Here is a 20,072-nt window from a genome sequence, read left to right as displayed (position 1 = left end):
CTTGATGTGTGCTATGCGATGGAACCCAATATGTTGTTCAATGTTGTACTGGGTCGCATGGCGTTTGATGCCATCTCTGCATCTGGAAGGTAATAGCCTCCGATATTTACAGGTGCTCCTTGGGCATCTATCAGTTCTTGGGCAATTTTTGCCTCGTTGGAAGACAAGTCACCATAAACCTTGCTGAAGGTCGCTTTCAGTTCGCCATCCTCATTTTGGTTGGCCAATTGTTCTGCCCAATAGAGTGCCAAATAGAAGTGACTGCCCCTTGTGTCCAGTTCGTTGACCTTTCTTGATGGGGATTTGTCGTTTTCCAAGAATTTCTCGGTGGCCTTGTCCAGGGCATCTGCAATGACTTTGGCTTTTTTGTTGTTGTTCTTTTCACCAAAGAATTCCAAGGACACGGCCAATGCGAGGAATTCTCCCAAGGAATCCCATCTCAAGTGGCCTTCTTCGAGGAATTGTTCCACGTGCTTGGGGGCAGAGCCGCCTGCGCCGGTCTCGAACAATCCACCACCGTTCATAAGGGGTACGATGGACAGCATTTTTGCACTGGTACCCACTTCCAAAATAGGGAAGAGATCCGTAAGGTAGTCCCTCAACACGTTTCCGGAAACCGAGATGGTGTCCTTGCCTTCCTTTATACGCTTTAGGGTGAACTTGGTGGCTTCCAATGGCGAAAGGATTCTTATGTCAAGACCATCCGTATCATGGTCTTTGAGGTATCGATTTACTTTTTTGATCAATTCCGCATCGTGCGCCCTGTCCTTGTCCAACCAGAAAACGGCCGGGGTATCGGTCGCCCTTGCCCTGGAAACGGCCAGTTTGACCCAATCCTGTACAGGGGCATCCTTCACTTGGCACATTCTCCAGATATCACCTTGCTCCACTGGATGTTCCATCAAGGTTTTTCCAGTGGAAATGCTCACGACCCTTGCGGTTCCTGCACTTGGGATTTCGAAGGTCTTGTCATGCGAACCGTATTCCTCTGCCTTTTGTGCCATGAGTCCCACATTGGGAACGGTTCCCATAGTGGTGGGGTCAAAGGCACCGTGTTCTTTGCAAAAATCTATGGTGGCTTGGTAAATGTCCGAATAGCTACTATCGGGGATAATGGCCTTGGTGTCTTTCAACTTGCCGTTCTTGTCCCACATTTTTCCTGAACTGCGGATCATGGCAGGCATGGAGGCGTCGATGATGACGTCGCTGGGCACATGCAGGTTGGTGATTCCTTTGTCTGAATTGACCATGGCCAGATCAGGGCCGTTTTCAATGCTTTTGGCAATGGCCTCCTGGATTTCTTTGTGCTGGTCGGCCGGTAGCTGACCAATTTTGTCCAATAAGGTTTCCAAACCGTCATTGGGGTCAATGCCCAATTTTTCAAACGTGTCACCATATGTCTGGAACAGATCGGCAAAATATACTTTTAGGGCATGGCCAAAAATGATGGGGTCGGAGACCTTCATCATGGTCGCTTTAAAGTGCAGGGAAAGCAATAGGCCTTCCTTGCGGGCATCTGCAATCTCTTTGGTAAGGAAATCCACCAATTCCTTTTTACTCATAACGGTGGCATCTATGACTTCCTCTTTTTGAAGGGCCACTTTATCCTTTAGGATAAGGGTCTCTCCATTGTTTCCCACCAGTTCAATACGGATATCGTCCGCATTGGCCATGGTGAGTGATTTTTCATTGGACTTGAAATCCCCATGGGACATGCTGGCCACATGGGTCTTCGAATCTGATGACCATTCGCCCATGCTGTGTGGGTGTTTTTTGGCGTAGTTTTTTACGGCTTTTGGGGCTCTTCTGTCAGAGTTTCCTTCCCTGAGCACCGGGTTTACCGCGCTCCCTTTGATTTTGTCATATTTGGCCTTGATGGTCTTTTCCTCATCGGTTTTGGGCTCATCGGGGTAGTTGGGGAGCTTGTACCCTTTTTTTTGTAGCTCTTCAATGGCCTCTTTCAGCTGTGGGATGGAGGCACTTATATTGGGCAATTTGATAATGTTGGCCTCAGGTGTTTTGGCCAGTTCGCCCAAAATGGCAAGATCGTCAGGGATTTGTTGGTCCTTTTCCAAATACTCGGGAAACATGGCGCAGATCCTGCCGGCCAAGGAGATGTCCTTGGTCTCAATGGTGATGTTGGCAGTTTCGGTAAAGGATTTTACAATGGGTAGGAAAGATAAGGTTGCCAAGGCGGGTGCCTCATCGGTTTTTGTGTAATAGATTTTAGCCATTTATATGTATAATGTTTGAGCGGTTGCAAATATACAATTTTATGTACGTTGAACGGTCAATAAAACTAACAGGGAGAAGCGGATGCGTGAAAAAAACGAAAGCCATATCTGTGCCTGAACATAGATATGGCTTTCAGAAAAGAATCTTGGATTGTCCTGCATTGCTGCAAAACCTGCAATCTTGGATTGCTTCCACAGATCTTTAACGTTTCCCCTGCGTGTGTTTTTAATTTTTCAACTAAACTCCATCATGCAAAGTGTACCGTATTCCCTAAATCTTATCAAGAGGGGAAATTGCTCTCCCTTCCGCACATAAAATCCATTATTTCTCTTCGAGACCTGCCTAAACCTGTCCCAATTTGAAATTCCTTTTGTGATCAGTAGTGTTACCAATTAAAAGGGGAATCCTCGGTTTTTAAAGAACGTCAACTTTAAAATCGAGATAAGGTCCTGAATGGTATCATTTTCATATCTCTTGTACTAAAGTATAACAAACCTTGGGATAATCAAATTTTATAACCGATTAAAAATCAACAACGTATGAACCGAGGTTATCAACAATTGTTCATAAAAAAAGCACCCTTTTGGGTGCTCTTTCTTTTTTTGGGACAATGGATTAGCCCCTGACTTCTTTGATACGGGCCTTTTTACCGGTAAGACCTCTAAAGTAGAAGATTCTGGATCTGCGTACTTTACCTTTTTTGTTGACCTCAATTTTTTGCAATGCGGGCATGTTGATAGGGAAAATTCGTTCCACACCTACGGTACCGGACATTTTGCGAATGGTGAAGGTCTCTGTTGCACCGCTTCCCCTTCTTTGGATCACAACTCCTTTGAAGAACTGGGTACGTGTTTTTTCACCTTCCTTGATTTCATAATACACGGTGATGGTGTCACCGGATGAAAAATTTGGAAAATCTTTTTTTGGAACAAATTCGTCTTCAACAAATTTTACTAAGGATTCCATGGTATATTTTTTTAACGTTTACCAAGACCAACTTTCACGTATTTCGTCAGAGGTTGATTTTGAGACTGCAAAAATAATGCAATATTTAGAAATGACAAGGTGTTTTGGTGGTTTTTGGGGCAGTTTGGAAAAAAATGATCATTCCAAGAGGTCGGGACGTCTTTCCTTGGTCCTTTCCAGCGCCTGTTCCTCCCGCCATTTCTCAATCTTGGGCAGGTTTCCGCTCAACAAGATCTTGGGCACTTCCAATCCTTTGTACTCGGCAGGCCGAGTGTAAACAGGAGGTGCCAACAGGTTGTCCTGAAAGGTGTCCGTTAGGGCAGAGGTCTCATCGTTCAAAACTCCCGGCAAGAGTCGGATGACCGCATCGCAGACGATGGCAGCGGCCAGCTCGCCCCCGGAAAGGACATAGTCGCCAATAGAGATTTCGCGGGTCACGAATAGGTCGCGCACCCTTTGGTCAACGCCTTTGTAGTGGCCGCAGAGTATGATCAGGTTTTTCTTTAGGGACAGTTCATTGGCCATGCCCTGGTTCAAGGTTTTCCCGTCCGGGGTCATGTAGATGACCTCGTCATAATCGCGCTCGGCCTTTAACCCTGAAATGCATTTGTCAATAGGTTCCACCATCATCACCATGCCTGCGCCGCCCCCGAACTGGTAGTCGTCCACCTGTTTGTACTTATTGGAGGCATAGTCCCTCAAATTATGGAGGTGTATCTCTACCAATCCTTTCTCAATGGCCCGTTTCAAAATAGAGGCCTCAAAAGGACTGGTCAAAAGTTCAGGCAGTACTGTTATAATGTCTATCCGCATGGATAAGGGATGTTATGGATTCTCGGCCCAAAAGTAGTGAAAGCTGATATAAACTTTGAGCGGCCGCAAAAGAAAAGGCTTCCTTTTTGGGAAGCCTTCGGGTCATTTTTTCTGCTTGTTCAACTCGTCCTGTAGTTGCCTGCTTATTTTTTGCTCGCGTTCCAAGGCCTTTCTTCTATGGCTTTCGTACTCTTCTTCCAGATCGGCCAGAGCGGATTTGGCCTGTTGGGTCAAGAAGTTACTGTTCCTAAATCGATAAATGAAGAACAAAAGCAGCAACAGTAGTCCAAAGATGATGGACCAGAGGATAAAATTATAGGTTCCCTTCCCGATCAGCAGACCAAAGAAGGAAATGCTGTCCTTTTCCTCTGTAATGGTGTTCAGTTTTTCGGTGGTGTCCCTTAACTTGGTATTGAGGTTCTCTATTTCGGCCTCATTGGCGGTTATGGTGGCGGAAAGGGTCTTTATGGATCCGTAAGCCGTGTTGATGGAATCAAAGATGTTGCTCTTCACCTCATTGAGTGTAGATAATTTAATGACTTCATAAGGAACGCCATTTCCCGACCTGTAGTTGGTGGATTGTCTTTCCATGACCTCAAACTGACCCTTGATGGTCATGTCCTGTGGTTCATCGGAGGTTTCCTCTTGCGCAAAGGATGAAAAGTAGGGTGCAAGCAGGGCAACTGCAAACAAAATTCGTAAATGCTTCATGGTCAAAGTGTTCTCGTATTTAATTTAGATTAAGGGTAAGACGAAATTACACCAATAAACCAAAATTCAAAAGAAAAACCTGTTTACCGGACGTATCTACACCTATGTATAATCATTAATAATACGTATAACGCCTTACTTTGGCAATATATTTTGCAAGCCGGATCACTTGATGGGAATATCCATATTCATTGTCATACCACACATACAACACCACACTTTTTCCATCGGCGGAAACTATGGTCGCCTTGCTGTCATAAATGGATGGGGCGGAGGTGCCCACAATGTCAGAGGACACCAACTCATTGCTCAGGGAATATTTGATCTGTTCCACCAAGTCCCCTTCGAGGGCATATTTTTTCAGGATGGTATTGATGCTTTCCACAGTGGTTTTGTTCTTGATCTCTAAGTGGAGTATGGCCAAGGAACCATTGGGTACGGGCACCCGAATGGCATTTGAGGTCAATTTTCCTTTAAGGGATGGCAATGCCTTTGCCACGGCAGAACCTGCCCCGGTTTCCGTGATGACCATATTGAGGGCGGCAGCACGGCCCCTACGGTATTTGCTGTGCATATTGTCCACCAAGTTCTGGTCGTTGGTGTAGGCGTGGATGGTCTCCAAATGCCCTTTCCGTATACCCAGGGAATCTTCCATCACTTTTAGAATAGGGGTTATGGCATTGGTGGTGCAGGAAGCCGCCGAGTAGATTTTGGTCTTGTCCGGGTCAAAACTCTTGTGGTTCACGCCGTGGACAATATTGGGGACTTCCTTGCCCGGAGCGGTGAGGAGAACCCTGCTGGCCCCTTTGGATTCTAAATGTCTGGAAAGGGCTTCTTTGTCACGGAAAGCGCCTGTATTGTCTATGATGAGGGCATTGTAGATTCCATATGCCGTATAATCGATGTCTTCAGGTTTGTTGGCACGGATAAATTTTACAGTAGTCCCGTTGATGATCAGTGCCTGATTTTGGGCATCCACATCCACAGTGCCTGTAAACTGTCCGTGTACCGAATCGGTTTTGAGCAAAGCCGCCCTTTTTTCCAAAATCTCCTCGTTCAATTCGTCCCGCACCACTACGGCCCTTAAGCGAAGTTGACTTCCCCTGCCTGTCTTGGCCATGAGTTCCCTGGCCACGAGCCTCCCGATCCTGCCAAAACCATAGAGCACCACATCCTTGGGTTTGATTTCCTTGGTATGCTCGGCGTCCTTCAATTTTTCTATAACAAAAGCCTTGACATTGAGATGGTTGTTGTCGTCCGAATGGTACTCGTAGGTCAATTTTCCAATGTCGAGCTTCGCTGGGGGCAGATTGATGTCGTTGATGGCCCTCAAAATTTCCACAGAATCAAAAATGGAGATGGGTTTCTGGACAAATTCTCCCGCATATTCGTGCAGGTTGATGATGTCACTGACATTCTTATCGATGACCTGGTTTCTGAACAGGACGACCTCAATGGATTTGTCATACCAGAGGTCGCTGATGATCTTGATGAACTCTGTGGTCGCTTTTCTTCTATCTGCCTGAAAGGCAAGCTCTTTTTCGTAAGACTTGATGTTGCTCATGGAATAGGTTGCGGTTCTATAGTTGAAAAATTTTGGGCTAAAATAAATATTTCAAACGTTTTCGTAAAAGAATTTGAAAAATAAAAAGCACCCATTTTAAGGGTGCTTTTCAAGTGTTTTTCAGGCACTTCTATCAAAGGATCATTCGTACTTTTTCGCCTTCTTCGGTCACCATGGTGAAACTGGTTCTGCCATATCTGGAGATTTTTCCGAAATGTTCTTCGGCATCATCAATATTGTTGATTTCTTCTCCATCCAACTCAATGATGACCTTATCCTTCAATTGGTATTGGCTGAATGCCTCGGGGACGGCTATGATTTTGACCCCTTTGGATACCCCAAATTTCTTCTTGTCCTCTTTGGAAAGGTTTTTAACCAAAAAATTGGTCACAGGAAGTGTGACGGATTGTTGCTCCTTCAGCGTCACATTTTTGACAAAACTTTTGCCGTCACGGTCCACGGTCACCTTCACCATGTCGCCCGGTCTTTTGGAGGAAAGGTAACCGTTGAGTTCGGAGAACTTATGGATGGTGATGTTGTCCACCTGTTTGATGATATCACCTTCCTGTAGTCCAGCTTCATCCGCTCCGGATTCCTCTTCAACGCTATGGATATACACACCTTCCAACTGGTCAAGGCCTTTTTCTATGGCGGCTGGGGAATTTATGTTTGCGGCAGAAATGCCCAAAAGACCTTTCTGTACATTGCCGAACTCCATAATGTCCTCCACAACCTTTTTGGCAATGTTACTGGGCACGGCAAAGGCATAACCCACATAGGAACCGGTCTGTGAGGTAATGGCGGTATTGATCCCGATCAGGTCACCGTTGGTGTTCACCAAGGCTCCGCCACTGTTACCAGGATTCACGGCCGCATCGGTCTGTATAAAGGATTGTGATTTCAAGGGCGACAACGACCTGGCCTTGGCACTCACAATTCCAGCCGTTACGGTGGAAGTCAAGTTGAACGGGTTTCCTACGGCGAGTACCCATTCCCCGATCTTGGCATTGTCGGAATCCCCAAACGCCAAATAGGGCAGGGCCTCTTCGGTATCCACCTTCAGCAGTGCTATGTCGGAATCTTCATCGGTGCCCACAAGTTCAGCTTTGTAGGTCCTGTTGTTGTTCAGGGTGACTTCCAACTGGCTGGAGTTGGCGATCACGTGGTTGTTGGTGACAATATAACCATCCGGGGAAATAATGACACCTGAACCTGTTCCCACTTGAGGGGTCTGTTGGCGTTCAAATCCATAGAAAAAATCAGAAAGGCTACTGGGGCCTTTGCTTATGGTCAGGTTTTTGACGTGTACCACTGCATTGACCGTTTTTTCGGCTGCGAGGGTAAAGTCAACCTCATTGATTCCGGCCCCTTTGGCGGAGACGGGCACATTACTGGTCGCCACAAACGGCATTTCCTGTCCAGAGGCTACCCATTTATAATTGTCCTTTTCAAAGAACAACTTGTATGCGCCGAGTGTGATGGCGCCTGCAAAAAGTGATACGATGAATAAATTGGCTATTCTCTTCATAACTCAATACGTATTTAACATTTAGCTTCAACAAATTTAAAAGAATTGCATTTTTGACGTGGTCTGTTTAACGCTGTTTTAACTGCAAAAATATCCTTAAAGAATACGCTATATTTGTTCCTTTGCAAGCAATCATGAAACTGCAGTTTTTCAAATACCAAGGAACAGGGAACGATTTTGTCGTGATGGACAATCGTCAGCATACTTTTCCCAAAAACAATACCACTTTAGTGGCATACCTTTGCGATAGACGCTTTGGCATAGGGGCCGATGGCCTTCTCCTTCTTGAAAATGACAAAATGTCGGATTTTCGGATGGTCTATTTCAATGCAGATGGGGCCGAGGGCAGCATGTGTGGCAATGGAGGTAGATGCTTGGTGGCCTTTGCCAATCATTTAGGTGTTGTGGGGAACGATGCGGTCTTCAATGCCGTGGATGGTTTGCACCATGCCCATGTGGACGGCAATATCGTCAACCTGAAGATGGTGGATGTGGATGAGATCCATGAAAAGGGCAACTACAGTTTCCTGAACACGGGATCCCCCCACCATGTGCAATTGGTAAAAGATCTGGAACATTTTGATGTATATAAGGAAGGAAAAAAACTTCGCTACGGATTGTATGGACAATCGGGCAGCAACATTAATTTTGTGGAGCAATTGAACGATGATACCTTCCAGGTGCGGACCTATGAAAGGGGAGTGGAAGATGAGACCCTTTCCTGTGGTACCGGGGTCACCGCGGTGGCCTTGGCCATGCACAGCTCGGGGAAAACGACCGCCAACAACGTCAACATCAAGACGCGGGGAGGTGATTTGACCATTGGTTTTGAAGAGCAGGACGGAACATATACCAATGTATTCCTAAAAGGGCCTGCCGATCAAGTATTTAAAGGAGAAGTGGAATGCTCAATCTAAAAGGAAAGCAAGTCCAACTCAGGGCGTTGGAGCCCACGGACCTGGACTTTTTGTACGAACTGGAGAACGACACGGCCATTTGGGAGATCAGTGGAACGTTGAAACCCTATTCCAGAAAAGTGCTCCAATTATATCTGGAGAACGCTCATCGGGACATCTACGAAGTGAAACAGCTTCGTCTCTGTATTTGCAGGGCAGACCAGGAATGCATCGGTTTGATCGACCTGTTCGATTTTGACCCCAAGCACCGAAGAGCGGGCATTGGCATTGTGATCACCAACCCAGGCGACCGCAACAAGGGCTTAGGTGCCGAAGCATTGTCCCTGTTATGTGATTATGCTTTTTCCACTTTGGACCTTCATCAATTGTACGCCAATATTTTGGAGGACAATGAAGCGAGTATCCACCTCTTTGAGAAAATGGGCTTTGTCCCCATCGGCGTAAAAAAGGAATGGATAAGAACCAGTTCAGGGTTCAAGAATGAAATCATGTTTCAAAAGATAAATTCGGATGTATCTTAAAAAAATCTTGTGGGCAGTTGCCATTTTGGGACTTTTGGTCTGTGGATTTGTGGTTTACCAGATCTATAGCGCCATTTTTAGCCCGAACACCCAGTTTAACAATGAGGAAGCCTATGTGTACATTCCTTCCGATGCCATTTTCACCGATGTAAGGACCTCGTTGGAACCTTTGTTGAAGGATCTTTCCAGTTTTGAGGCCGTTGCCCGTCGCAAGGGATACACTACCAATGTGAAACCGGGCAAATACGCCCTGAAAAAAGGGATGAACAACAACGAGATCATCAATACCCTTCGCAGTGCCAATCTCCCTGTGCGGGTTTCCTTCAACAACCAAGAGTCCTTGCCAGCCTTGGCAGGAAGAATAGCAGAACAGATCGAAGCGGACAGTCTTTCACTGTTACAAGCATTCAACGATCCTGCCTTTTTGAAGGCGTCCCATTTTGACGAGGACGGCAAACTAGGTATGTACCTGCCCAATACCTATGAATTTTTCTGGAACACGAGTGCTGAAGGTTTTCGGGAGCGTATGTGGACGGAATATGACAGGTTTTGGAACGAAGAGCGCAGAAAAAAGGCCGAGAACCTTGGACTTACCCCCAATGAGGTCACCGCTTTGGCGGCCATTGTGCAAAAAGAGACCGTGAAGGCCGATGAGCGACCACGGGTTGCCGGGGTATATCTGAACAGGGTGAAGCAAGGGATGCTGTTGCAGGCCGACCCTACGGTCATCTATGCCATCAAAAAGGAAACGGGCAATTACGACACCATCATCAAGCGGGTGCTCTATCGGGATCTGGAAATGGATTCGCCCTACAATACTTATAAGTATGCGGGCATTCCACCGGGGCCCATTACTATGCCGGACATCTCTTCCATAGACGCTGTTTTGAACCCCGAAAAGCACGATTATCTCTATTTTGTGGCGGACGTTTCCAACTTCGGATACCACATTTTCGCCAAAACTTTGGCGCAACACAACCGAAATAAGGTACAGTATACCCGATGGTTGAATGAGCAAAAAGTGCTCAGATAATGTTGTTTGACGTTAATTGTCAGCCCTTTAACGGATTTTAAGCCTCATTTAAGAAAATCTTAGGAGCTTTACTCAACCCGTTAAATGAACTCCCCCTATATTTGCCGGCCAAATTGATTTTTGATACGTATATAGTATCGAGATCACAAATATGAACATTATGAAGAGATGGATAGGTTTCGTTCTACATCTTGCCATGATCGTAGTTTTGACAAGTTTTGGTTCCTATACCCTGATGAAAAAGGTGGACTATAAGGTTCCCGATTCATTGAAGGTTGAGACAGGTCTAGAACAATTTGCACCGCTGGATTCCATTTCGTCCGTGGGTGAAACAGGAGTTGTACCTCCCTTTCTCGGGAAGGCTTACAACGGTTTCAAGGAGGCGCTTGCCTTCAAAGAGTCCCAGGGCAGATATCACGTAGTAAATTCATTGGGTTATTTGGGGAAGTACCAATTTGGGGGAAGCACCCTCAATCTTATGGGCATTTATGACATGGATGCCTTTTTGGACGACCCCATATTGCAGGAAAAGGCGTTTGCCGCCAATATTGCGCGTAACAAATGGATTTTACGAAGGGATATCAAGCGTTTCAATGGAAAGAAAATAGCCGGTGTACAAGTTACGGAATCAGGAATCTTGGCCGCGGCACATTTGGCCGGGGCTGGAAACGTGAAGAAGTATCTACGATCCTATGGACAGGAAGATGTGACGGACGCTTATGGGAGTAGTATCTCGTACTACATGAAAAAATTTGCGGGATATGACATTTCCAACATTGAGCAGAAAAAGAACGCCAAGGTCTAGGAACGACCAAGGAAAAGAATAAAAGACCCGGACCTGTTCCGGGTTTTTTTATGCTTGAATGATATAGATGGTGGGCCTTTTGTCCAAATCCAGTTCAATTTCGCCCCACTCGTGCACGCTTTTGGTCTGGATGAACTCCGTCGGCAGCGTAATGTCGCTTGCAATACAAAGGCGGGTGCTTTTTTGGAGGATTCGCAGCAGCTCTTTCAAAAGTTTGTTGTTCCGATAAGGGGTTTCCATGAAAATCTGTGATTGCCCTTTCTCCCGCGACAGCTTTTCCAAATTCTTCACCATGGTCTTGCGCTCGGCATTGTCTATGGGCAAATATCTATTGAAGGCAAAATTCTGACCGTTCATGCCGCTTGACATCATGGCCATCAAAATGGAGGAGGGGCCCACCAGCGGGACCACCTGTATCCTTTTTTGATGGGCAACACGGACCACATCGGCACCGGGGTCGGCTATGCCGGGACAGCCAGCTTCCGACAACAGACCAATATCGTGACCGTGTATGCAGGGGTCCAAGTAGGAGGGAATCTCTTCCGGGTTGGTGTATTTGTTCAGGGTCTGGACGATGAGATTGGGCTGTGGTTTGCCAGGGCTCACCCTTTTGATGAAACGACGCGCCGTTTTCTCGTTTTCCACAATATAATGGTCGATGCGTTCAATGGTTCCCTTGATGGAGATGGGCATCACTTCCAAAGGGGCATTGTCTCCGAGTGTTGTGGGAATCAAATAGACTTTGCCCACGACCAAACCAGGTTTGTTCTCTTCCATGGGGTCAATTTAGCTTTTTGGCAATAGCCTCGCAAGCCCTATCGATCATTTGGTACACCTCCTCAAAACCATCGGCCTCTCCATAATAGGGGTCTGGGACTTCGGAAATGCCCAATGGGACTTCTTCCAACAACAGTTTTATCTTTTGGGCTTCTTCCGATGTGGAGGCCAAACGGGCCACGTTGGAAAAATTGCTTCGGTCCATCACATAGATCAGGTCGAACGCTGCAAAATCCGCTTTGGAGAATTGTCGGCACCTTTGGTGGCTGATGTCCAATCCATATTTTCGGGCCACGGCAATGGATCTTCGGTCAGGTGGGTTTCCTATGTGGTATCCCCCGGTTCCGGCAGAATCCACAAAGACATGGTCTGGGTCCACTTTGGATGCCAAGATACCTTCGGCCAAAGGTGATCTGCAAATGTTGCCCAAGCAGACCATCAAGACTTTGGTTTTCATAAAAAAAGGGATTGGTTCCTAGCTGAACTTTTTGTTCAGGTCGTCGATGTACTTTCGGAACTGTTTGTCGGTTTCGGCCAAGTTATCGACCGTTTTGCAGGCATGGAGCACTGTGGCATGGTCTCTTTTCCCGATTTGGGAGCCGATGCTGGCCAAGGAGGCCTTCGTGAATTTTTTGGCAAAGAACATGGCCAATTGCCGGGCCTGTACAATGTGTCGTTTCCGGGTCTTGGACTGAAGGGTGGCCACATCCATTTCGAAATAATCGGAGACCACTTTCTGGATATAATCAATCGAAACCTCGCGTTTGGTGTTCTTGACAAACTTTTCCACCACTTGTTGGGCCAGTTCCAAAGTGACCTCACGCTTGTTGAAGGAAGATTGTGCGATTAAGGAAATGATGGCACCTTCCAATTCGCGAATATTGGTCTTGATGTTTCGGGCCACATGGTCTATGATGTCATCGGGCATTTCCACACCGTCCCTGTATAGTTTGTTCTTCAGGATGGAAACCCGGGTCTCGTAATCCGGGCTTTGGAGCTCGGCGGACAACCCCCATTTGAAACGGGAAAGCAACCGCTGCTCAATGTCCTGCATGTCCACAGGCGCCTTGTCCGAGGTCAAGATCACTTGCTTGCCGTTTTGGTGCAAGTGGTTGAATATGTGGAAGAACACGTCCTGGGTCCCAGATTTGCCAGAGAGGAACTGCACGTCATCTATGATGAGCACATCGATCAGCTGATAAAAATGGATGAAATCGTTCCGGGTGTTCTTTTTTACGGATTCAATGTATTGTTGGGTAAACTTCTCCGCAGAGATATAGAGCACCGTCTTTTCCGGGTATTTGTCCTTGATCTCCACACCAATGGCATGGGCCAGGTGCGTCTTTCCCAATCCGACCCCGCCAAAGACAAGCAATGGGTTGAAGGAAGTTCCTCCCGGTTTGTTGGCCACGGCCATACCTGCGGATCGTGCCAAACGGTTGGAATCACCTTCCAGGAAATTGTCGAAATTATAGTTGGGATTGAGTTGGGACTCTATCTTGATGTTACGGATGCCAGGGATGACAAACGGGTTCTTGAGTTCAGGACTTTTGGAGGTGATCGGTACATCCAATTCTTGGGGTGCGACCGCCGTACGGTTGGAACTCGGAATCTGTTCCGTGAACGGTTCCTTGTTACCGTACTTGTTCTCCATTTTTATGATGTAAATGAGCTTGGCACTGCTACCCAGTTCGCGGGTCAGGGCCACCTTCAAAAGCTTCACGTAATGCTCTTCCAACCACTCGTAAAAAAACTTGCTGGGAACTTGGATGCTGAGTGCTTTGTCCGTTAGTTTGATGGGCTTGATGGGCTCGAACCAAGTCTTGAATGCCTGCGGTTGGATGTTATCCTGGATAAAAGCCAAACAGTTGTTCCATACGGAATTAGCAGTGACACTCATAGAAGTTTTTCCTTGTTTTTGTTGGTTAGCTATAACACTTTTGATGCAGCATCTATGGGTATCTTAGACGCTTTTGGATGCGACAAATATGTGAACAATTCTTTTAAAAAAAAAATCAATTTGTCATTGAATGTTCTATTTTTTTTTCGCATGTTGCTTGCAAATTAACCAAGACTTTAAATATATAATTTTTAAGTTAAAGTATGCAGTTAAATTCACATTCTTTTCGTGTCCGTTATGCAGAAACCGATCAAATGGGCGTGGTCTATCATGGGAATTATGCACAATACTTGGAGATGGGAAGAGTGGAGTGGCTCAGGGCCTTGGGTATCACCTATAAAAGTATGGAAGACAATGGGGTGATGCTCCCCGTAATATCCTTGCATATCGATTACAAAAAATCTGCACTCTACGACGACCTCCTTACTGTGGAGACCAGCCTGAAGAGCAGGCCGCTCGTCAAGATAGCGTTTGATTACAGGGTTTTCAACGAATCAGGGGAGCTGTTGGCCACAGGCCATACCGTTCTGGCCTTTATGGACAAAAAGACGGGAAAGCCCATCAAGTGCCCGGATTATATCTTGGAAAAGCTGGATAATTGAATTTTTTAAAGAGACAAGAGACAAGAGACAAGTTCAAGAACAAAGAAAATAGAACATAGAGAAAAGAATATAGGGAGGACAACCAAGAGACAAGAATCAGGAACCAAGAAACTGGAAACCAATTTGTACTTCCGACATCTGACTTCAAACATCAAGTTTCAAATTCCAATACACCTGCTATTAGTGTACAGATTTCATTAGCCTTCAATCTAAAACCTTAAACCCGAAACCAAAAGGTCTTTATTCTTATATCTTAAAGCGAAGCGGTCTTGGTTCCATTACATAATAGACACATCCACCCCTTGCATTTCATCGAAAAGTTGGAACACCTGTTCCGTTTCACTCGACCGGACCGAAATGGTCAACTCACAATCCATGTCCATTTTTTGGGAAACCATGTCGAGGTTCTTTTGCTTGATGGCCCGCATCACTTTGTCCATTTCCGGGTAGCCAAAACGGAGCAGAAGCCGGTCCTGTATGACACGTTCCACAATTTCCACACTTTCAAGGGCCATTTGCGCCGCAGTCTTGTAGGCCTGTATCAATCCGCCGACCCCCAATTTGGTGCCGCCGAATATCCGGGTCACCGTAATCAGCACGTTGGTGACATCAAAGGACTGAATCTGTCCATAAATGGGCATGCCCGCCGAATTGTTGGGCTCCCCGTCATCATTGGCGCGGTAGGAACGTTCTTTCTCGCCCAGCTGCCATGCGTAGCAGACATGGTTGGCCGCATGGTATTTCTTGCGAAGTTCTTCCACAATCGGTTTTACCTCATTTTCAGAAGTAATGGGGAATGCCGACGCAAAGAACTTACTCTTCTTGTCCTTATATAAAATTTCCGGGGAGGGTGCCCCAATGGTTTTATAGGTATCCTCTTTTTCCATTGGGGCAAAGCTACCACTATTATATTAGGCTCAATTGCAATTGGGGTCAATACCATCATCAATGATGGTCCAACCCTTAATATTGATTAGTTCATCCCTTGCATTAGCGCCATTACAGTAGGTCAAATTATTATTACCCAATATAATATTATCGGGTGTGTCGGGATTGGCGGCCCATCCTATAAGGGTATTGTCATAGTTGGCGGTGGAAAGCCCTGAATTGTTAAAAATGCCATATAAGTGCCCTGAACTTGCAATGTTCCATGCCCCAAGATTTTGGTCAAAGGCACTTGCATAGTTGAACATGTATTGCATATTTGATACATTGCCCATATTCCAACCACTGATGTCTTGGTTAAAGGAGATGGCACTGGCAAACATCTCATACATTTGTATGACATTGCTTACGTTCCATCCCCCAATGTCCTGATTGAATGAAGCAGCATTGGAGAACATGGACGACATCTGGTTGACTTGTCCTACATTCCACCCACTAATGTCCTGATTGAAAGAGACAGCCGAATGAAACATGAATCCCATGTTCTGTACCTTGCTTACATCCCATCCGCCAATATCTTGGTTAAAGTAGGCAGCGAAATGGAACATGCTGGACATATCTGTTACATTGCTTACATCCCATGCACTGATGTCCCCGTTAAAGGCAGTGGCTGAGCGAAACATTCCTGACATATCGGCCACATTGCTTACATTCCAACTATTGAGGTCTTGGTTGAACATCTCTGCTGCTTGGAACATGCTCGTCATAATCCCCACTTTGCCCACATTCCAACCACCGATGTTTTGATTAAAGGAGAGAGCCCTGTAAAACATGCTGTTCATATTGACGACATTGCCCACATTCCATTCACTGATGTTTCCATTAAAGGCAAGGGCATGTGCGAACAGGGAATTCATCGTTTGGACCTTGCTTACGTCCCAATCATTGAGATCTTGATTGAAGGATTCGGCATAATAGAACATGGCCGACATATTGGTTACATTGCCTGTGTCCCAATTGCCAATGGCACCATTAAATGAACGTGCCCCCCAAAACATATAGGAAAGGTTGGTCACTTGGGAGAGATTGGGCATGTCCGTTGCGTGATATTCCATTTTGTGGCATCCTTTAAAGGCTGATTCCATCGTTTTCCAAGAAATGGTGCCCCATTGAGTAATTTCCACTAGCTTGCCTGCATGAATGGATGCATTGCCCATTTGTATGGCAGGAAAATCCCCCTGTATGGCCACGGTATAGGTACCTGCGGTTACATAGGTATGCTCTGGGTTGGAATTGTGGGCAATCTCCTCGACGGTGCCATCGCCCCAATCAATTTTGTAATCATAGGAGTAAAGGTCATTCACCCCAATGACGATGGTCTCATTGTCCGTTTCGGTTTTCCATTTGGTAACAAAGGAGTCGGGTTCTTCGGCAAGGGTATCAATCACGTTGGTCACGGTTATGGTGACTTGGGCCTCGACACTGTTGATCCCATCAGAAACACTGACGGTTATCACATGTTCCGTAGCAGTTTCATAATCAAGGTGATATCCGTTCATCAGTTTTAATTCACCGGACTCCGAGATTTCGAACAGGTCATTGTCGTTTACCGTAATGGAAAACACCAGTGCATCCCCGTCAAGGTCATTGGCCATAATGGTTCCAATAACCGATGTGTCAGCAATGTCCTCGGCCGCCTCAAAGCTCTGGTCAGCTATGGAGGGGATTTGGTTCTGGGTGACATTGATGGTGACCTCTGCATTGGAATCGATGGTACCATCGCTTACGCTCACAACAATTTCATGGGTTTGGGCGGTGGCAAAGGAGAGCCTCTTTCCATTGGCAAGGCTAAGAGCGCCTGCAGGGGTTACCTCAAAGAGATCATTACTGTTGGTCTTGATACTGAAGGTCAAAGCGTCGTCATCGGCATCAGTGGCCATAACAGTACCGACGATTTCATCATCGGGGATGTTCTCGTGGGCAATAAATGTCTGTGCATTGATGGTGGGGGGACTGTTTTGAGGTTGTTTCGGGTCATCATCTTTGCTGCAAGACAATATCATTCCTGTGATCAGGATAACATAGAGTAGGTTTTTCATTGGGAGAGTTATTGGTCAATAGATAAATGTAGGCTAAAGCAATGGATACCAAGGGCATGATCTGATGGAACCCGCCGTTGGGTTGACGGATTTCCCCTTTCAATTGACCGTTGTGAAATGAGTGGCTTTCATCGCATTGAAAAACCCGACAAAATTTGTACTGAAAGATTTAAATTCCTTTGAGGCTTAAAACAAAGCGACAAGCACGATGCTCAGAATGGCCAAAGCAACACCACCCCAGTTTTTCGGCCTCAATCGTTCCTTGAACAGTAGGATGCCCAGAATGGTGGAAAGCATAACGATGGCCACATTGTTCAGCGTGAATACCGCAGCACTGTTGAGCATGTCCGAGCGAAGGGCCCGTATCAAAAAGAAAATGGAAAAGTAATTGGGCACCCCAAGGGCAATACCGCCAAGAATGTTCCTGAAGTTGACCCTCAATGGGGTCTTGAAGGACTTGATTCCGATGAAAATCAATCCGGTCAGGGCGGCACAACCGAACACCATGGACGAGAAAATGGGAATCTCTTGGTCGGTCAGGTGTTCTTCTTCAAAATATTTGATGCTGGTATCAATAATGCCCGAACCCAAAAACACCAATAACGGGAGTAAGAGATCCTTTCGGTTGATGGTGATGCCCTTCTCCTTTTGGGATGACAGGTAAACAGCCAACAGGGCGAGCACGATTCCAATGATTTGGAGCAGGGACAGTTCTTCTTTATATACAGCCACTCCGACCACAACGGGGATCACTAGTGACATTTTTGTGGCCACCGAGGTCACGGAAACCCCGGAAACTTGTGTGGACTTTGCCATCAGGTTGAAGATGGTGATAAAGAGTACGCCAAGCGCAATGGGACCCCAATACCACGAAGTACTGGTCAATTGCGCTACGTCCACATTCCCTTCGTACAAAAACAGGCCCACCAAGCAGGCCACCACATAGTTGGTGATGATGGCGTACAGGGTCTGTACTTTATAGACATCGAACAGCTTGAAAGCGACGAAGATCAGGGTGGAGCTGAGAACGCTAAGGGCCAGGTCTATCATTTATAGGTACGATTTTAGTTGGGTGATGTCCTCTTGGCCCACCCTAAGGTTCCAAACATTGATGCCCAAAAGCGCAGCGGCATCCGTGTTTTCCTTCACATCGTCCACAAAAAGGGTCTCCGTGGCAGTCAAATTGTTTTCTTCCAGCACAAATTCAAAGATTTCGGCGTCGGGTTTCCGCATGCCCATTTCGTAGGACAGATAAAACACCTCAAATGCATTTTTGAACCTGTTGAAACGCTCCATGCCCATTTGCTCCCTCACACATTCCATGTGCAAGTGGTTGGTGTTGCTCAACAGGAACAGGCGGTATTCATTTTCATGTGCAAGATTTTCCAGAAACTCCAAGCGATGCTCAGGGAAATCCAATAAAATGGCATTCCAGGCATGGGTCAGGTACGCTATGCCCGCATTGGGGAAAAGCCCGGACACTTCGCCAAGAAAGCTGGCCGAATCCATCATTCCTTTTTCATAGTCCTTGAACAGGCTGTCCAAGGCAGGAGTGATGCCTTGAAACCCATATTTCACCATGGCCATTGCGGTGGCCCGCTTGTCCAGATTGATGAGCACATCGCCAAAATCGAAGATGATGTTTTTGATCATGGGGTATAGATGGATAAAATGTCGGACAAGATGGTTTCCCTATGTTGAAGGACTGCTTTTAATTTTGGGGCGGCAATCCCATTGCCAAAACGAACGGCTCCGGTGAATATTCGGGCTTCGTCCCAAAGCCCTTCATCAATAAAGGTTTGAAGGGTTTTTGTACCTCCCTCCACAATAGCACTGCTGATGGACTGTTTGTGGAGTGCATCGCACACCTGCTGGGCCAAAGGCTTGTTGAAATCCAAGACTTCGTAGGCAACTCCATCAATATATTTTGTAGCGTCCGTGTGCTGGGTGAGTACTATGGTCTTCTCTGATCCGTCCAGCACATGGAAGTCGGGGCCTATCCTCAGATTTTTGTCCAAAACGATTCGGATCGGGTTTTTCCCCGCCCAATCCCGAGTGTTCAATTTCGGATTGTCCTCCAAAACGGTATTAGTCCCGACCAAAATGGCCTGTTCCTCGCTCCGCCATTGGTGCACCAACTGTCTGGAATAGGGATTCGTGATCCAATACGGTTCTGGCTTGTCTTTCCTTTTAGTCTTGTCGGGGGCCATAAACCCATCTTGCGTCTCGGCCCATTTCAGGATGATGTAGGGTCTTTTCTTTTCCTGATAGGTCAGAAATCGTTTGTGATGCTCCCTACATTCCTCTTCCAAGATGCCGATGGTCACTTTGCAACCTGCTTCTTCCAGTTTTTGGATGCCCTTTCCGGCTACCTTGTCATGGGGGTCCTTCAGCCCGATGAATGCCTCTGAAATGTTGTGTTTTACAATCAAATCGGCACAGGGAGGTGTTTTTCCATAGTGCGAACAGGGTTCCAAGGTCACATAGAGCGAAGCTCGTGAAAGTACACTTTTGTCCTTGACGGAGTTGATGGCATTCACCTCTGCATGGGGCCCGCCATAAGGGCTGGTAAAGCCTTCCCCGATGATTTTCCCATCATGCACGATCACGCATCCCACCATGGGGTTGGGGGCCGTGGTTCCCAGTCCCTTTTTGCCCAGTTCCATGCAACGGAGGATATATTTTTGATGTATATTCACCCAGCAAAAATAGCATA

General features: G+C 46.4%; 19 protein-coding genes. 5 read left to right on the top strand and 14 right to left on the bottom strand.

What is annotated here, in order from left to right; translation table 11 throughout:
* Positions 1-11: 11 nt before the first annotated feature.
* From FOT42_RS03035 to FOT42_RS03010, 6 genes are all read right to left on the bottom strand, one after another.
* Positions 12-2,234, bottom strand: a complete 2,223-nt coding sequence (locus FOT42_RS03035) for an NADP-dependent isocitrate dehydrogenase (RefSeq protein ID WP_151889089.1) — start codon at positions 2,232-2,234, stop codon at positions 12-14.
* A 616-nt stretch (positions 2,235-2,850) separates the two neighbouring features.
* Entirely contained in the window at positions 2,851-3,201 is a 351-nt protein-coding gene (rplS, locus tag FOT42_RS03030) for a 50S ribosomal protein L19 (RefSeq protein WP_151889088.1), read from the bottom strand.
* Between the two features lie 138 nt (positions 3,202-3,339).
* Positions 3,340-4,014, bottom strand: coding sequence for a tRNA (guanosine(37)-N1)-methyltransferase TrmD (gene trmD, locus FOT42_RS03025; RefSeq protein WP_151889087.1), 675 nt, complete (start codon positions 4,012-4,014; stop codon positions 3,340-3,342).
* Positions 4,015-4,116: 102 nt separating this feature from the next.
* Positions 4,117-4,725: a tRNA (guanine-N1)-methyltransferase gene (locus FOT42_RS03020; RefSeq protein WP_151889086.1), complete on the bottom strand. Its 609-nt coding sequence runs from the start codon at positions 4,723-4,725 to the stop codon at positions 4,117-4,119.
* 115 nt (positions 4,726-4,840) lie between these two features.
* The gene (locus tag FOT42_RS03015; RefSeq protein WP_151889085.1) at positions 4,841-6,289 is read right to left on the bottom strand and encodes a glyceraldehyde-3-phosphate dehydrogenase; all 1,449 of its coding nucleotides are present in this window, start codon (positions 6,287-6,289) and stop codon (positions 4,841-4,843) included.
* Between the two features lie 133 nt (positions 6,290-6,422).
* Positions 6,423-7,817, bottom strand: coding sequence for a S1C family serine protease (locus FOT42_RS03010; RefSeq protein ID WP_151889084.1), 1,395 nt, complete (start codon positions 7,815-7,817; stop codon positions 6,423-6,425).
* 134 nt (positions 7,818-7,951) lie between these two features.
* On the opposite strand from FOT42_RS03010, the gene dapF reads away from it, so the two are divergent.
* From dapF to FOT42_RS02990, 4 genes are all read left to right on the top strand, one after another.
* Complete coding sequence (gene dapF, locus FOT42_RS03005; RefSeq protein WP_151889083.1) at positions 7,952-8,734, top strand: diaminopimelate epimerase; 783 nt, start codon at positions 7,952-7,954, stop codon at positions 8,732-8,734.
* A complete protein-coding gene (locus FOT42_RS03000) occupies positions 8,722-9,255 on the top strand; it encodes a GNAT family N-acetyltransferase (protein WP_151889082.1) in 534 nt (177 codons plus the stop codon). Before dapF ends, FOT42_RS03000 begins: the two co-directional genes overlap by 13 nt.
* Positions 9,245-10,288, top strand: a complete 1,044-nt coding sequence (gene mltG / locus FOT42_RS02995) for an endolytic transglycosylase MltG (protein WP_151889081.1) — start codon at positions 9,245-9,247, stop codon at positions 10,286-10,288. The genes FOT42_RS03000 and mltG overlap by 11 nt, the downstream gene beginning before the upstream one ends.
* Before the next feature lie 160 nt (positions 10,289-10,448).
* Positions 10,449-11,093: a lysozyme family protein gene (locus FOT42_RS02990; RefSeq protein ID WP_151889080.1), complete on the top strand. Its 645-nt coding sequence runs from the start codon at positions 10,449-10,451 to the stop codon at positions 11,091-11,093.
* Between the two features lie 48 nt (positions 11,094-11,141).
* Here FOT42_RS02990 and FOT42_RS02985 read toward each other — a convergent pair whose 3' ends face one another.
* Genes FOT42_RS02985 through dnaA form a run of 3 tightly spaced genes read right to left on the bottom strand, consistent with a single transcriptional unit; the run spans position 11,142 to position 13,770 of the window.
* Positions 11,142-11,870 carry an SAM-dependent methyltransferase gene (locus FOT42_RS02985; RefSeq protein ID WP_151889079.1) on the bottom strand — a complete coding sequence of 243 codons (729 nt, stop codon included), beginning with the start codon at positions 11,868-11,870 and terminating at the stop codon, positions 11,142-11,144.
* Positions 11,871-11,874: 4 nt separating this feature from the next.
* Complete coding sequence (locus FOT42_RS02980; protein WP_151889078.1) at positions 11,875-12,327, bottom strand: low molecular weight protein-tyrosine-phosphatase; 453 nt, start codon at positions 12,325-12,327, stop codon at positions 11,875-11,877.
* A gap of 18 nt (positions 12,328-12,345) precedes the next feature.
* Entirely contained in the window at positions 12,346-13,770 is a 1,425-nt protein-coding gene (gene dnaA / locus FOT42_RS02975) for a chromosomal replication initiator protein DnaA (RefSeq protein WP_072882584.1), read from the bottom strand.
* Positions 13,771-13,973: 203 nt separating this feature from the next.
* On the opposite strand from dnaA, the gene FOT42_RS02970 reads away from it, so the two are divergent.
* Positions 13,974-14,372 (top strand): acyl-CoA thioesterase, encoded by a 399-nt coding sequence (locus FOT42_RS02970; RefSeq protein ID WP_151889077.1) that lies wholly within the window; start codon positions 13,974-13,976, stop codon positions 14,370-14,372.
* A gap of 278 nt (positions 14,373-14,650) precedes the next feature.
* On the opposite strand, the gene FOT42_RS02965 is transcribed toward FOT42_RS02970, so the two are convergent.
* The 5 genes from FOT42_RS02965 to ribD all read right to left on the bottom strand — a co-directional run bounded on the left by FOT42_RS02965 (position 14,651) and on the right by ribD (position 20,055).
* Positions 14,651-15,259, bottom strand: a complete 609-nt coding sequence (locus FOT42_RS02965) for an IMPACT family protein (protein ID WP_151889076.1) — start codon at positions 15,257-15,259, stop codon at positions 14,651-14,653.
* Between the two features lie 30 nt (positions 15,260-15,289).
* A complete protein-coding gene (locus FOT42_RS02960; protein WP_151889075.1) occupies positions 15,290-17,356 on the bottom strand; it encodes a BspA family leucine-rich repeat surface protein in 2,067 nt (688 codons plus the stop codon).
* 186 nt (positions 17,357-17,542) lie between these two features.
* The gene (locus FOT42_RS02955; RefSeq protein ID WP_151889074.1) at positions 17,543-18,406 is read right to left on the bottom strand and encodes an EamA family transporter; all 864 of its coding nucleotides are present in this window, start codon (positions 18,404-18,406) and stop codon (positions 17,543-17,545) included.
* The gene (locus FOT42_RS02950) at positions 18,407-19,009 is read right to left on the bottom strand and encodes an HAD family hydrolase (RefSeq protein ID WP_151889073.1); all 603 of its coding nucleotides are present in this window, start codon (positions 19,007-19,009) and stop codon (positions 18,407-18,409) included.
* The gene (ribD, locus tag FOT42_RS02945; RefSeq protein WP_151889072.1) at positions 19,006-20,055 is read right to left on the bottom strand and encodes a bifunctional diaminohydroxyphosphoribosylaminopyrimidine deaminase/5-amino-6-(5-phosphoribosylamino)uracil reductase RibD; all 1,050 of its coding nucleotides are present in this window, start codon (positions 20,053-20,055) and stop codon (positions 19,006-19,008) included. The genes FOT42_RS02950 and ribD overlap by 4 nt, the downstream gene beginning before the upstream one ends.
* Between the last annotated feature and the right edge of the window lie 17 nt (positions 20,056-20,072).

Source organism: Flagellimonas hadalis (assembly GCF_007785775.2).
Taxonomy (GTDB): domain Bacteria; phylum Bacteroidota; class Bacteroidia; order Flavobacteriales; family Flavobacteriaceae; genus Flagellimonas; species Flagellimonas hadalis.
The sequence above is the reverse complement of the archived record's forward strand: the minus strand, read 5'-3'. Positions and strand labels throughout refer to the sequence as shown.

Bases quoted from the DNA above. Each gene is read 5' to 3' on its own strand.
- FOT42_RS02985 (WP_151889079.1), bottom strand. From the start codon at position 11,870: ATGGAAGAGAACAAACCTGGTTTGGTCGTGGGCAAAGTCTATTTGATT.
- FOT42_RS02960 (WP_151889075.1), bottom strand. From the start codon at position 17,356: ATGAAAAACCTACTCTATGTTATCCTGATCACAGGAATGATATTGTCT.
- mltG (WP_151889081.1), top strand. From the start codon at position 9,245: ATGTATCTTAAAAAAATCTTGTGGGCAGTTGCCATTTTGGGACTTTTG.
- FOT42_RS02980 (WP_151889078.1), bottom strand. From the start codon at position 12,327: ATGAAAACCAAAGTCTTGATGGTCTGCTTGGGCAACATTTGCAGATCA.
- FOT42_RS02970 (WP_151889077.1), top strand. From the start codon at position 13,974: ATGCAGTTAAATTCACATTCTTTTCGTGTCCGTTATGCAGAAACCGAT.
- trmD (WP_151889087.1), bottom strand. From the start codon at position 4,014: ATGCGGATAGACATTATAACAGTACTGCCTGAACTTTTGACCAGTCCT.
- FOT42_RS03020 (WP_151889086.1), bottom strand. From the start codon at position 4,725: ATGAAGCATTTACGAATTTTGTTTGCAGTTGCCCTGCTTGCACCCTAC.
- FOT42_RS02950 (WP_151889073.1), bottom strand. From the start codon at position 19,009: ATGATCAAAAACATCATCTTCGATTTTGGCGATGTGCTCATCAATCTG.
- dapF (WP_151889083.1), top strand. From the start codon at position 7,952: ATGAAACTGCAGTTTTTCAAATACCAAGGAACAGGGAACGATTTTGTC.
- FOT42_RS02955 (WP_151889074.1), bottom strand. From the start codon at position 18,406: ATGATAGACCTGGCCCTTAGCGTTCTCAGCTCCACCCTGATCTTCGTC.
- FOT42_RS03010 (WP_151889084.1), bottom strand. From the start codon at position 7,817: ATGAAGAGAATAGCCAATTTATTCATCGTATCACTTTTTGCAGGCGCC.
- rplS (WP_151889088.1), bottom strand. From the start codon at position 3,201: ATGGAATCCTTAGTAAAATTTGTTGAAGACGAATTTGTTCCAAAAAAA.
- FOT42_RS03015 (WP_151889085.1), bottom strand. From the start codon at position 6,289: ATGAGCAACATCAAGTCTTACGAAAAAGAGCTTGCCTTTCAGGCAGAT.
- FOT42_RS02990 (WP_151889080.1), top strand. From the start codon at position 10,449: ATGAAGAGATGGATAGGTTTCGTTCTACATCTTGCCATGATCGTAGTT.
- dnaA (WP_072882584.1), bottom strand. From the start codon at position 13,770: ATGAGTGTCACTGCTAATTCCGTATGGAACAACTGTTTGGCTTTTATC.
- FOT42_RS03035 (WP_151889089.1), bottom strand. From the start codon at position 2,234: ATGGCTAAAATCTATTACACAAAAACCGATGAGGCACCCGCCTTGGCA.
- FOT42_RS02965 (WP_151889076.1), bottom strand. From the start codon at position 15,259: ATGGAAAAAGAGGATACCTATAAAACCATTGGGGCACCCTCCCCGGAA.
- FOT42_RS03000 (WP_151889082.1), top strand. From the start codon at position 8,722: ATGCTCAATCTAAAAGGAAAGCAAGTCCAACTCAGGGCGTTGGAGCCC.